The organism is Streptomyces lunalinharesii (assembly GCF_039532155.1).
GTDB classification, from domain to species: domain Bacteria; phylum Actinomycetota; class Actinomycetes; order Streptomycetales; family Streptomycetaceae; genus Streptomyces; species Streptomyces lunalinharesii.
In genome coordinates, this window is the sequence record NZ_BAAARK010000014.1 from 24280 (window position 1) to 37677 (window position 13398).

Genomic DNA, 13398 nt, shown 5'->3' on the forward strand with positions numbered 1-13398 from the left:
CTAACCGGACGGGTCCGTCGCGCTCATCCCGTTTTCTCCGGCAGGGGCGGGATTCAGCCCGTCGGCCGCATCTCCCGGGTCCGGCTCGGCGTCGCCCACCAGCAGCTCGCCGCGTTCGGTGCGCCGGTACACCACCCGCCGGCCGACCCGGGTGCCGACGACCAGGCCGGCGTCCCGCAGGACCGCCAGGTGGCCGCCGACGGTGCCCAGGGACTGCTGGAGGCGGGCGGCGAGTTCGGTGCTGGTGGCGGGCTGCCGGAGGGCGTGCAGGAGGCCGGCGCGCCCGGTGCCGACGAGGCGGGCGAGGGCCCGTCCGGGGGCGGCGGTGTGCTCCGGGGCCGCGTGCACGGTGGCGGCGCCGCGGGCCAGGTAGACCTGGGCGTAGTGGCCGGGCGGGCCCTCGCAGAGCCAGGTGCCGGTGGCCAGGCTCACCGGGACGAGGAGCAGGCCGGTGTCGCCGATGACGCGGTCCGGGCCGGGGCGCGGGCCGAAGCGGAGGGCGTTCGGGCCCTCCCAGGTGCTGTGGCGGCTCATCTGGTCGAGGGCGGCGGGCCAGCCGCGGGTGGCGAGCAGTCCGGCCCGGTGGGCGACGTCGCGTTCCAGGAGGGTGCGGCGGCGGGTCCAGTCCGGGGCGACGTGCGTGTGCCACAGGGCCTGGAGGAGGTCGGCGGTGCGGTCGGCCCAGGCGTGCCCGGTGAGCCAGGACAGGTCGCGGTGGCGGTGGTGGCGGGCCGCGTGGCGGGGGTGCGGGTGGGCCGCGGAGGTCTCCAGTTCGCTGCGGAAGGCGGCGTCGGGGACGGCGCGGACCGCGGCCAACTCGTCGGCGAGGGTGGTGCGCAGGCCGTCCGGCGGGGGGATCGCCACGCAGCGGGGCAGCCAGGTCGTCGAGCTGACCAGTCCGATCAGGCCGCGGGCGAACGGGTCGGCGGCCCCGACGGCGGCCAGGGCCGGCAGGTGGCGGGCGTGCCAGGCCGCGAACCAGGGGGCGGGGCCCGGCCGGGCGAGCGCGATCACCGTGCCGAGGGTTTCGGCGAGCGGTGAGAGCGCGAAGCGGGAGCGGGACAGGGCGAGCGGACTCAGGCGCAGCACTGCCATCGGTTGCCGCCTCCCTCCGGGGCGTGGGTCCGCCGCCGGCCCGGTGTCCGCGGTGCTCGGGGGCGTGGTGGTGGCGGGCGCGGTGTGTGTGGGCTCGGTGCGTGCGGACGCGGTGTCTGCGGGTCGGCGCGGGCGGGCGCGGTACGTGCGGGCGCGGTGCGTGCGGGTCGGTGTCCGCCGGTTCACTGTTCGGTGTCAGCCGGTTCGCTGTTCAGTGTCAGCCGGTTCGGTGTTCGGTCCCGGACCTTTCGCCCGGGACCGAAAGCATAGGTTTGCGCGGCGGGCCCCGCAGACTCCGGCCCATGGACCCCGACCCCCGCCCCGCCTCCGGCCCCGTTCCCTCTCCCGCCGCCCGGCCGGGGTCGCCCGCCCGGAGCGCCGCGTCCCCGTTCGCGTACCCGGGCTTCCGTTGGTTCCTGACCGGGCAGGCGGTGTCGCTGCTGGGCAGTGCGATGGCGCCGGTGGCCCTGGCCTTCGCGGTGCTGGACGGCTCGGGCGGCCGCCCCGGCGACCTCGGGGTGGTGCTCGCTTCCCGGATGCTGCCGATGCTGGCGTTCTTGGTGGTGGGCGGGGTGAGTGCCGACCGGTTCCGGCGCCGGACCGTGCTGGTGGCGGCGAACCTGGGGTCGGCGGCCGCCCAGGGCGCGGTCGCCGGGCTGCTGCTGACCGGGCACTACGCGCTGCCGTCGGTCGCCGGGGTGGAGGTGCTGGGCGGGGTGTGCGCGGCGTTCACCACGCCGGCGCTGCGCGGCCTGGTGCCGGAGGTGGTCGGCGCGGCGGCGCTGCGGCCGGCCAACGCGCTGCTGAGCACGGTGCGCAACGCCGCCAAGGTGCTGGGGCCGAGCCTGTCGGGCGGGCTGGTGGTGGCGGTCGGCAGCGGGCCGGCGATCGTCTGCGACGCGGTGAGCTTCGTGGTCGCCGCCGGGTGTCTGGCCCGCCTGCCGGGGGACGGGTCGCGGCCCGCGCGGGCGGCGGGGCCCCTGTGGGCGGCGGTCCGTGGCGGCTGGCGGGAGTTCGGACGGGTCCGGTGGGCGGCGCCGGCGACGCTCTCGTTCTTCGTGATCAACCTGGTGCAGACCGGGACCTGGCAGATCCTGGGCCCGGCGCTGACCGAGCGGACCGCGGGCCGGGCCGCCTGGGGGCTGGTGCTCAGCGCCCGGGGCGTCGGGCTGCTGGTCAGCGGGGCGGTGCTGTACCGGCTGGCGGTCGGCCGGCTGCTGGCGTGGGGGCAGGCGGCGGGTGCGCTGGGGGCGGTGCCGCTGCTGGTGCTCGGCGCGCGGTGGGACGCGCCCTGGCTGGTCGCGGGCGGCTTCGTCGCCGGGCTCGGGGTCTGCGTGACGGGCATCGCCTGGGACACCTCGCTCCAGGAGCACGTCCCGGCGCACGCGCTGTCCCGGGTCGCGGCCACCGGCGATCTGCTGGCGTACGCGGCGATCCCGGTGGGGCAGTTGTGCGTGGGACCGCTGGCCCGGGCGTACGGCGGGTTCCGGGTGGTGGCGATCGCCGGGGTGGTGTCCGCGCTCGCCGCGGTGCTGCCGCTGGCGTCGGGGGCGGTGCGGGGGCTGCGGCACGCCCGGCCGGAAGGGGACGGCGAGGGCCCCGTGCCCGTGGCGCCCGGCCGGTAGGGCCGAACGCCGCGGGCACGGGGCCCCTCGGTGACTTCAGAGCCACTCGCCGAACCGGCGGATGTACCACCCCTTGACCCCCTGCGTGAGCAGGCAGTACGCCGCCAACGTCGCGGCCAGCCACGGGAAGTAGCCCAGCGGCAGTGCCTGCATGCCCAGCGCCCCGGCCAGCGGCGAGAACGGCAGCCACAGGCCGACGCCCATCACCAGTGCGGTCATCAGCAGCACCGGCCAGGTGGCCCGGGACTCGACGAACGGGATCCGGCGGGTCCGCAGCATGTGGACGACCAGGGTCTGGGTCAGCAGGCCCTCGACGAACCAGCCGGACTGGAACAGCGCCTGGTGCACCTCGCTGTTGGCGCCGAAGACGTACCACATCAGCGCGAAGGTGGTGATGTCGAAGACGGAGCTGGTCGGGCCCAGGACGAGCATGAAGCGGCGGATGCCCCGGGCGTCCCACTTGCGCGGGGTGCGCAGGTAGTCGGCGTCCATCCGGTCCCAGGGCGTGGCCAGTTGGGAGACGTCGTAGCAGAGGTTCTGCACGAGCAGCTGGAGCGCGAGCATCGGCTGGAACGGGATGAACGCCGAGGCGACGAGCACCGAGAAGACGTTGCCGAAGTTCGACGAGGCGGTCAGCTTCAGGTACTTGATGGTGTTGCCGAAGGTCAGCCGGCCGCGCAGCACGCCCTGGCCGAGGACGGTGAGGTCCTTCTCCAGCAGGATGATGTCGGCGGACTCCTTGGCGATGTCGACGGCGGTGTCGACGGAGATGCCGACGTCGGCGTCGCGCAGTGCGGCGGCGTCGTTGATGCCGTCGCCGAGGAATCCGACGGTGTGCCCGTCCGCCTGTAGCGCGCGCACGATCCGGGCCTTCTGCACCGGGTTGACCTTGGCGAACAGGGTCGCCGTGCGGGCCCTCTCCAGGAGTTCGAGGTCGTCGAGGGTGTCGATCTCGGCGCCGGTGACCGGGGTGCCGGGGTCGATGCCGACCTGCTCGCAGACCCGGGCCGCGACCAGTTCCCCGTCGCCGGTGACGACCTTGACCGCGACGCCGTTGTCGGCGAGCGCCCGCAGCGCCTCGGCGGCGTCCTGCTTCGGCGGGTCGAGGAAGGCTAGGAAGCCGATCAGGGTGAGCCCGGCCTCGTCCGCGACGGTGTAGGTGGCGGCGCCGTCCGCCGCGTCGTCGGGGCCGACCGGCAGGGTGCGGGTGGCCACCGCCAGCACCCGCAGGCCCTGCCGGCCGTGCTCCTCGGCGGTGCGCAGCACGGTGTCCCGCAGGACGTCGGTGAGTTCGACGGTGTCGCCGGCGTACGTGACCCGCTCGCAGCGGTCGAGGACCTCCTCCACGGCCCCCTTGGTGATCAGCAGGTGCTCGGCGGCGAGGCCGTCGAGGTCGTTGCGGCGCAGCACGACCGACATCCGGCGGCGCGCGAAGTCGAAGGGGATCTCGTCGACCAGCGTGAAGCGGGCGTCGACGACAACCTCCTCGGCCTCGTGCATCCGGTCGATGACGGCCTGGTCCATCAGGTTGCGCAGCCCGGTCTGGAAGTGGCTGTTGAGGTAGGCGTGTTCGAGGACCTCGCCGTCCGACCGGCCGTGCACGTCGAGGTAGCGGTCCAGCACGATCCGGTCCTCGGTGAGGGTGCCGGTCTTGTCGGTGCACAGCACGTCCATGGCGCCGAGGTTCTGGATGGCGTTGAGGTGCTTGACGACGACCTTGCGGCGGGAGAGCGCGACGGCGCCGCGCGCCAGGTTGGTGGTGACGACCATCGGCAGCATCTCGGGGGTGAGGCCGACCGCGACCGCCACCGCGAAGGTGAACGCCTCCGCCCAGTCGCCCTTGGTCAGCCCGTTGATGAGGAACACCACCGGGACCATCACCATCATGAAGCGGATCAGCAGGAAGCTGACCTTCTTCACGCCGAGGTCGAAGCTGGTCTCCGGGCGCTCGCCGGCCAGCGCACCGGCCATGGAGCCGAGGTAGGTGTCCGCGCCGGTGGCGATGACGACGCCGGTGGCGCTGCCGGAGGTGACGGAGGTGCCGGTCAGGACGAGGTTGTCGGCCTCGACCGGGTCGCGGGTGGTGGTCTGTCCGCGGTCGGTGGCCGGTCGGGTGTCGGCCTTGGCGACCGGCAACGACTCGCCGGACAGCGCGGCCTGACTGACCATCAGGTCCTTGGCGGTGAGCAGCCGCAGGTCGGCCGGGACGAGGTCGCCGGCGGCCAGCTTGACGACGTCGCCGGCGGCCACGTCGGCCATGGGGATCTCCAGCGTGGCCGGCTGCCGGCCGCGGCCGGCCCGGCGCTGCACCGCCGTGGTGGTGGTGACCAGGGCGCGCAGCGCGGCGGCCGCGCTGCCGGAGCGGTACTCCTGCCAGAAGCGGAGGCCGGCGCTGATCAGCACCATCGCGCCGAGGATGGCGATCTTCGGGTCGAACGGCTCGGTGTCGGCGACCTGGAGCCACTGGCCGTACATCACGGCGACCAGTACGGCGAGCACCAGGATGAACGGGTTCCAGAACGCCCTGGCGAGCTGTGCGTACCAGCGCGGCGGGCGCTCCTGCGCGAGGGCGTTGGCGCCGTCGCGCTCCCGCCGGAGCGCGGCCTCGCGGTGGGTGAGGCCGCTCGGGGTGCTGCCGAGGTCGTGCAGGACCTGCTCGGCGGGGCGGGCGCTGAACTCCGCGAGCCGGCCGGCGACGCGCCGGGTGCGCGTCTCCAGTTCGGCGGCCCGGCGCTCGCGGCGGGGGCCCCGGCCCGGCGGAGCGAGCGTCCCCCGGGTGGGCGGCGTGGTCTTCGTGATCATGGCGAAACCTCCTGACGCGCATGCGGGCAGGCCGGACCGACCGCCGTCGAACCACGGAATTCAAAGAACTCGGAGTTCCGGCGGAATTGTTTCCGGGCAGGCCAAAAAGGCCGGTGCGCGCGGGCGCTGAGAATTACGGAAAAATACCGGGGAAAAGGCGTGCACCGGCAAAAAGGCAGCACGGAAGGGCCGTGGTGGAAATACGGTTCAGCCCGGTCCGACGGGCAGCACGAAGCGCCCGGGAATCACCGGTGAGTGCGCACAGCAGTGCGGGGAAAAGCCGCGATCACGCGGCGAACGGCGCGATCAGCAGCGGGCAGCGCTGCGGCAAGGACTTCCTTCGGGACTCATCCCGATCACCTCCTCGCTCGCGCGGACATTGCCGGACACCCTCGACGCCGGTGCCCTCGATGGCCCATCCTGCCATACGTTCCCGGATTTCCCGTCATCCTTTCGACCAAGGCGGTCAATGCGGGGTGTGAGGTGCGTCGCGTCACTCCCGGACGGGTCGTTCGCGATAAGCGGCGCGGGGCACGGCAATTCCCTTTTCGCGCGCCTCGGTCCGGGCGAACGCCACGGGTGGGCGCCGGAAAACGAACCGGCACGGGCGCGACCCCCACACAGTGCCGCGCCCGTGCCGTAGCGAACCACAGGTTCGCCCTCCCCCGGGTCCGGCGCCGTCAGGTACGTCGGTCCCGTGGTCTCGTGCGTCCCGCGGGCGGCGTGCGCACGGTCGGCGCCGGCCGCGCGGGACGGGGTGCCGCACGCCGACGAGCGTGGCGCGCAACGTTCCTGACGTGACGTCAGGCGACTTCGCCGATCCGTCCCACCGGCCGGGGGGCCTCGTGGTGGATCGGGGTGTGCGCGCCGGTCAGCGGGGAGCCGGTGCCGCCGCGCCGGTTGGCGACGATCTCGGCGGCGATGGACAGCGCGGTCTCCTCGGGCGTCCGGGCGCCCAGGTCCAGCCCTATCGGCGAGCGCAGCCGGTTCAGCTCGATCTCGGTGAGTCCGACGTCCCGCAGCCGCTGCTGGCGGTCGAGGTGGGTGCGGCGGGAGCCCATCGCACCGACGTAGGCGACCGGGAGCTTGAGCGCCCGTTCCAGCAGGGGGACGTCGAACTTGGCGTCGTGGGTGAGGACGCAGAGCACCGCGCGGGAGTCGAGTTCCTGGGAGTCGAGGTAGCGGTGCGGCCAGTCGACGACGATCTCGTCCGCCTCGGGGAAGCGGGTCCGGGTCGCGAAGACGGGGCGGGCGTCGCAGAGGGTGACGTGGTAATTGAGGAACTTGCCGACCTTCACCAGCGCGGACGCGAAGTCGATCGCCCCGAAGACGATCATGCGCGGGGCGGGCACGGAGGACTCGACGAGGAGGACCACCGGCTGACCGCACTGGGAGCCGTCCGCGCCGATCTCCAGCGTCGTGGTCCGGCCGGCGTCCAGCAGGGCGCGGGTCTCCTCGACCGCGGTGCGGTCCAGGGCGGGGTGGCCGCCGAGGCTGCCGGTGTGGCTGCCGTCGGGGCGCACCACCAGGGCGCGGCCGAGCAGGTCGGCCGGGCCCTCGATGATCCGCGCGACCGCCGCCGCCTCACCCGAGGAGGCGGCGGCCAGCGCGGCGGCGAGCGGTGCGGCGTTGCTGTCCACCACGTCCCCCGCGGGGCCGCGCTCGGCAGCGGCGCCGGGGGCGCTCGCCCGTACCGGTGTGATGAAGATGTCGATGATCCCGCCGCAGGTCAGGCCCACGGCGAAGGCATCCTCATCGCTGTAGCCGAAGCGCTCCAGGACCGACTCGCCGGTCTGCAACGCCTCCTGGCACAACGCGTAGACGGCTCCCTCCACGCATCCACCGGAGACCGACCCGATCGCCGTGCCGTCGCTGTCGACGGCGAGCGCGGCACCGGGCTGGCGCGGGGCGCTGCCGTTGGTGGCCACCACGGTGGCCACCGCGAACGTGCGTCCCTGCTCGACCCACCGGTTCAGCTCGTCGGCGATGTCCAGCATGTCGGTCTCCTTACGGGAGGGAGCCGGCGGGCGTTATTTGACGCCCAGCCACTGCTCGATCGGATGGAGCGAGAAGTAGACGAGGAAGATGCCGGTCAGCACCCACATGAAGGCACCGATCTCGCGCCACTTGCCCTGGGCCGCCTTGATGGCGGTGTAGGCGATGACGCCGGCACCGACGCCGGTGGTGATCTGGTAAGTGAACGGCATCAGGGCAACGGTAAGGAACACCGGGATCGAGGTTGCCCGGTCACTCCAGTCCACGTGGCCGGCCACACTCATCATCATCGACCCGATGACGACCAGTGCCGCGGCGGCGACCTGGGCCGGCACGAGCTGGGTCACCGGCGTGAAGAACAGGCAGGCCGCGAAGAGCAGACCGGTGACGACGGAGGACAGGCCGGTCCGGGCGCCCTCGCCGACACCACTGGCCGACTCGATGAAGACCGTCTGGCCGGAGCCACCGGTCAGACCACCGATCGCACCGCCCGCACCGTCGACGAACAGCGCCTTGGACAGGCCCGGCATCCGGCCCTTGTCGTCGGCGAGCTTCGCCTCGGTGCCGACGCCGATGATGGTGGCCATCGCGTCGAAGAAGCCGGCCAGCACCAGGGTGAAGACGATCATGGTGACGCTGAGTGCGCCGATGGAGCCCCAGCCACCGAACTCCACGTGCCCGAAGAGTCCGAAGTCCGGCATGGAGACGGCGCTGCCGCTCAGGCTCGGCGGGCTGCCGCCCCAGTCCTTGGCGGTCAGCCCGCCGAACTTGGTGGCGCCGATGGCGAGTGCGGAGCCGACGACGATGCCGATCAGGATGGCGCCGGGCACCTTGCGGGCCTGCAACATGAAGATCAGGAGCAGGGTGATGCAGAAGAACAGCACCGGCCAACCGACCAGGTGGCCCGACAGGTCGCTGCCGAGCGTGACCGGACCGCCGGCGCCCTTGCCCACGAACCCGGCCTTCACCAGGCCCAGCAGGGCGACGAACATGCCGATGCCCATGGTGATCGCGTGCTTCAGGGCGAGCGGGATGGCGTTCATGACCATCTCGCGGAGCCCGGTGACGACCAGGAGGCAGATGACGACGCCGTACATCACACACATGCCCATGGCCTGCGGCCAGGTCATGTGCGGGACCACCTGCGTGGTCAGTGCCGCCGAGACGTTGAGGCCGGCGGCGAGGGCCAGCGGGACCTTGCCGACGAAGCCCATCAGCAGGGTGCAGATCGCGGCGCCCAGCGCGGTGGCGGTGACCAGCGCGCCGTGGGCCAGGGTGTCCTTCTGGACGTCCTGCACCGAACCCAGAATCACGGGGTTCAGCAGCAGGATGTAACACATGGCCATGAAGGTGGTGATGCCACCGCGCGTTTCCCGCGCGAAGCTCGACCCTCTTTCGGATATATGGAAATAGCGGTCGAGCCAGGAGCGGCCGGCGGGTGGGCGTGAGCCCTCACCCGCGTCTTCCGCCGTGGTCCTCGGCTCGGTGGACTGCTGGGTCATGGTGCCTTACTCCCAAGGTTCAAAGGGGCCCCCGCCGAGGCGGCGAGATTTGGGATGGATATTCGGCTGCACGACCCGGGGGACGGCCCGAGACGAACGGGTACTGACTGCGTCGAGTTGCCGCAGGTCAGTCGGGGTGTGATGCGACGTGGTGCGGTGGTGCTGAGCGGTCCGGTGGTGCGGTGTGGTGCGGTGGTGCGGTGTGGTGCGGTGGTGCGGTGTGGTGCGGTGTGGTGCGAGGAGAACTCCGGGCGGTGCGCTGCGGAGGACGGACAGGACACCCCTTGTTCGCGCACCGCCCGGAGGGTTTGGGGGCCTGGGGAGGCGGCCCCCAGGCGGTTCTCCGTTACGTGCCCGTCAGGTGCTCGGGACGTACCGGGGTCTTGTTGAGCTCCAACCCGGTCGCGTTCCGGATCGCCGCGAGGACGGCCGGAGTGGACGACAGGGTGGGGGCCTCACCGATGCCGCGCAGCCCGTACGGGGCGTGCTCGTCGGCGAGTTCGAGCACGTCGACCGGGATGGTCGGGGTGTCGAGGATGGTGGGGATCAGGTAGTCCGTGAAGGAGGGGTTGCGCACCTTCGCCGTCTTGGGGTCGACGATGATCTCCTCCATCACCGCCACGCCCAGGCCCTGGGTGGTGCCACCCTGGATCTGGCCGACGACGGAGAGCGGGTTGAGCGCCTTGCCGACGTCCTGGGCGCAGGCCAGCTCGATGACCTTGACCAGGCCCAGCTCGGTGTCCACCTCGACCACCGCGCGGTGCGCGGCGAAGGAGTACTGGACGTGGCCGAAGCCCTGGCCGGTGGTGAGGTCGAACGCCTCGGTGGGCCGGTGCCGGAACTCCAGCTCCAGGTCGATCGCCTCGGTCTCCAGGACGTCGACGAGGTCGGCCAGGACCTCGCCGCCGTCGGTGACGACCTTGCCGCTCTCCAGGAGCAGTTCGGCGGTGGCCCACGCGGGGTGGTAGGTGCCGAACTTGCGGCGGCCGAGCTCCAGGGCCTTCTCGCGCACGGCCTCGCAGGTGTTCTTCACCGCGCCGCCGGTCATGTACGTCTGCCGGGAGGCGGAGGTGGAGCCGGCGGAGCCGACCTGGGTGTCGGCCGGGTGGATGGTGACCTGTTGGACGCCGAGCTCGGTGCGGGCGATCTGGGCGTGCACGGTGACGCCGCCCTGGCCGACCTCCGCCATCGCGGTGTGCACGGTGGCCACCGCCTCGCCGGCGATGACCTCCAGGCGCACCCGGGCGGTGGAGTAGTCGTCGAAGCCCTCGGAGAAGCCGACGTTCTTGATGCCGACGGCGTAGCCGACGCCGCGGACGACGCCCTCGCCGTGGGTGGTGTTGGACAGGCCGCCGGGCAGCGCCCGGACGTCGGCGCCCTCGCCGGCCGCCAGCCACTGCTGCTCGGGCGGCAGCGGCATCGCCTTGATCCGGCGGAGGAGTTCGGCGACCGGAGCGGGCGAGTCGACCTCCTGGCCGGTGGGCATGAGCGTGCCCTGCTCCATGGCGTTGAGCTGCCGGAACGCGACCGGGTCCATCCCGAGCTTCGCGGCGAGCTTGTCCATCTGCGCCTCGTAGGCGAAGCACGCCTGGACCGCGCCGAAGCCACGCATCGCGCCGCACGGCGGGTTGTTGGAGTAGAGGGCGATCGCCTCGATCTCCACGTCGTCGACGATGTACGGGCCGGCCGCGAGCGAGGAGGCGTTGCCGACGACCGCCGGGGAGGCCGACGCGTAGGCGCCGCCGTCCAGGACGATCCGGCACTTCAGGTGGGTGAGCTTGCCGTCCTTGGTGGCGCCGTGCTCGTACCAGAGCTTCGCCGGGTGCCGGTGGACGTGCCCGAAGAAGGACTCGAACCGGTTGTAGACGATCTTGACGGGCTTGCTGGTGCGCAGCGCCAGCAGGCAGGCGTGGACCTGCATCGACAGGTCCTCGCGGCCGCCGAAGGCGCCGCCGACGCCGGACAGCGTCATCCGCACCTTCTCCTCGGGCAGGCCGAGGACCGGGGCGATCTGGCGGAGGTCGGAGTGCAGCCACTGGGTGGCGACGTAGAGGTCGACGCCGCCGTCCTCACCGGGCACCGCGAGGCCGGACTCCGGGCCGAGGAAGGCCTGGTCCTGCATGCCGAAGACGTACTCGCCGGAGACGATGACGTCGGCCTTCTTGGCGGCCTCGGTGACGTCGCCGCGGACGATCGGCTGGCGGTGGACGATGTTGGGGTGCGGGACGTGCCCGATGTGGTGGTCGTCGCGCCCCTCGTGGATCAGCGGCGCGCCCTCGGCGAGCGCACTGGCCTCGTCGGTGACCAGCGGCAGCTGCTTGTACTCGATCTTGATCTTGGCGGCCGCGCGGCGCGCGGTCTCCGGGTGGTCGGCGGCGACCAGCGCCACCGGCTCGCCGTGGTGCCGCACCTTGCCGTGCGCGAGAACCGGCGTGTCCTGGATCTCCAGGCCGTAGTTCTTCACCTCGGTGGGCAGGTCGTCGTAGGTGAGGACGGCGTAAACGCCGGAGGTCGCGAGCGCCTCCGCGGTGTCGATGGAGACGATCTCGGCGTGCGCCTCGGTGGAGCGGAGCGTGAAGCCCCACAGCATGTCCTCGTGCCACATGTCCGAGGAGTAGGCGAACTCGCCGGTCACCTTCAAGGTGCCGTCCGGGCGGAGCGTGGACGCGCCGATGCCGGCGTCGGTCTTGCCGCCCTGGGTGAGGTTGGTGGGTGTACGGGTGGCACCAGCCATGATCAGGCCCCCTGTCCCGCGGTCTGGTTCTCGCCGCGGGCGGCCGCCAGCCGGACCGCGTCGAGGATCTTCTCGTAACCCGTGCAGCGGCACAGGTTGCCCGACAGTGCCTCGCGGATGTCGGAGTCCGACGGCGAGGCGTTGCGCTCCAGCAGCTCGTCCGCGGCGACCAGCAGGCCCGGGGTGCAGAATCCGCACTGGACCGCGCCGGCGTCGAGGAACGCCTGCTGGATCGGCGCGAGTTCGCCGTTCTCGCCGGCCTGCGAGTCGGCCGGCTTGGACTGCCACTGCTGGGCGTCCTGCAGGCTCGTCCCGCAGGCTCCGGAGGCGCAGCCGCCGTGCTCGGCGCGCTGCTTGGCGAAGTCGGCCAGGCCCTCGACGGTCACCACCTCACGGCCCTCGACCTGCCCGGCCGCGACCAGGCAGGAGCACACCGGCACCCCGTCCAGGCGGACCGTGCAGGAGCCGCACTCGCCCTGCTCGCAGGCGTTCTTGGAGCCCGGCAGGCCCATCCGCTCGCGCAGGACGTACAGCAGGCTCTCGCCTTCCCAGACGTCGTCGGCCTCTTGCTTGCGGCCGTTGACGGTGAAGTTCACGCGCACTGTGCGCCTCCCTTGGTGCCATGGGCGTTGCCGCGGTAGGACTCCCAGGTCCAGCCGAGGGTGCGGCGCGCCATGATGCCCACCGCGTGCCGGCGGTACTTGGCGCTGCCGCGCACGTCGTCGATCGGGTTGCAGGCCCCCGAGGCGAGCTGCGCGAACTGCTTGGCGACGGACGGCGGGATGGGCGCCCCCGACTCCCAGAAGCCGCCCTCGTCCAGCGCCGCGGCCAGGAACTGCTCGGCCTCCTTGGCCCGAACGGGGGTGGGCGCGGCCGAACCGATGCCGGTGCGGACCGTGCGGGTCTCGGGGTGCAGGGCGATGCCGAAGGCGCACACCGCGATGACCATCGCGTTGCGGGTGCCGACCTTGGAGAACTGCTGCGGGCCGTCGGCCTTGGGCAGGTGCACGGCGCGGATCAGCTCGTCCTGCTGGAGGGCGTTGCGCTTGACGCCGAGGTAGAACTCGTCGATCGGGATCATGCGGACGCCGCGCTCGGCGGACTCGACCTCGACCTCGCAACCGGCGGAGAGCAGTGCGGGGTGGGCGTCACCGGCCGGCGAGGCGCAGCCGAGGTTGCCGCCGACGCCGCCGCGGTTGCGGATCTGCGGGGAGGCGACGGTGTGCGACGCCAGGGCCAGGCCCGGCAGCTCGGCCCGCAGGTTCTCCATGATCTTGGTGTACGGGACGGACGCGCCCAGGCGTACGGTCTTCTCCCCGACCTCCCACTCACCCAGATCGGCGATCCGGTTCAGGTCGAGCAGGTACTCCGGGCGGCGGTGGTCGAAGTTGATCTCGACCATCACGTCCGTACCGCCCGCGATGGGCACAGCGGTAGGGTGCTCTGCCTTGGCGGCGAGCGCCTCCTCCCAGCTGGCGGGGCGAAGGAAGTCCATGGTTGGCCTCTTCTACGAAATGGGGTCGTTCGCTGCTCATGGTCGGGACCTTCGGCCCTCGGCGCCATGGCGTCGTTCATGTCTTGTTAACGCGGTTGGGCTTAGTGAACGCGCTGTGGCCCCACCCGGTGCAGTCACCGAAACCATGAA

General features: G+C 72.4%; 8 protein-coding genes. 1 reads left to right on the forward strand and 7 read right to left on the reverse strand.

From position 1 onward, the window contains the following. Positions 1 to 1095, reverse strand: coding sequence for a helix-turn-helix domain-containing protein (locus ABD385_RS21550; protein ID WP_344578583.1), 1095 nt, complete (start codon positions 1093 to 1095; stop codon positions 1 to 3). A gap of 302 nt (positions 1096 to 1397) precedes the next feature. Here ABD385_RS21550 and ABD385_RS21555 point away from each other — a divergent pair, with 302 nt between their 5' ends. Then, positions 1398 to 2720, forward strand: coding sequence for an MFS transporter (locus tag ABD385_RS21555; RefSeq protein ID WP_344578590.1), 1323 nt, complete (start codon positions 1398 to 1400; stop codon positions 2718 to 2720). Positions 2721 to 2756: 36 nt separating this feature from the next. Here ABD385_RS21555 and mgtA read toward each other — a convergent pair whose 3' ends face one another. The 6 genes from mgtA to ABD385_RS21585 all read right to left on the reverse strand — a co-directional run bounded on the left by mgtA (position 2757) and on the right by ABD385_RS21585 (position 13248). Then, positions 2757 to 5522 (reverse strand): magnesium-translocating P-type ATPase, encoded by a 2766-nt coding sequence (gene mgtA, locus ABD385_RS21560; RefSeq protein ID WP_344578592.1) that lies wholly within the window; start codon positions 5520 to 5522, stop codon positions 2757 to 2759. 803 nt (positions 5523 to 6325) lie between these two features. After that, positions 6326 to 7519, reverse strand: coding sequence for an XdhC family protein (locus ABD385_RS21565; RefSeq protein ID WP_344578596.1), 1194 nt, complete (start codon positions 7517 to 7519; stop codon positions 6326 to 6328). A 33-nt stretch (positions 7520 to 7552) separates the two neighbouring features. Continuing rightward, on the reverse strand, positions 7553 to 9019 hold the full coding sequence (locus ABD385_RS21570) for an NCS2 family permease (protein WP_344578597.1): 1467 nt from the start codon (positions 9017 to 9019) through the stop codon (positions 7553 to 7555). A 346-nt stretch (positions 9020 to 9365) separates the two neighbouring features. Beyond that, positions 9366 to 11753 (reverse strand): xanthine dehydrogenase family protein molybdopterin-binding subunit, encoded by a 2388-nt coding sequence (locus ABD385_RS21575; RefSeq protein ID WP_344578602.1) that lies wholly within the window; start codon positions 11751 to 11753, stop codon positions 9366 to 9368. Between the two features lie 2 nt (positions 11754 to 11755). Further along, on the reverse strand, positions 11756 to 12355 hold the full coding sequence (locus ABD385_RS21580) for a (2Fe-2S)-binding protein (protein WP_344578603.1): 600 nt from the start codon (positions 12353 to 12355) through the stop codon (positions 11756 to 11758). Continuing rightward, complete coding sequence (locus tag ABD385_RS21585; protein ID WP_344578606.1) at positions 12346 to 13248, reverse strand: FAD binding domain-containing protein; 903 nt, start codon at positions 13246 to 13248, stop codon at positions 12346 to 12348. Before ABD385_RS21585 ends, ABD385_RS21580 begins: the two co-directional genes overlap by 10 nt. Positions 13249 to 13398 lie beyond the last annotated feature (150 nt).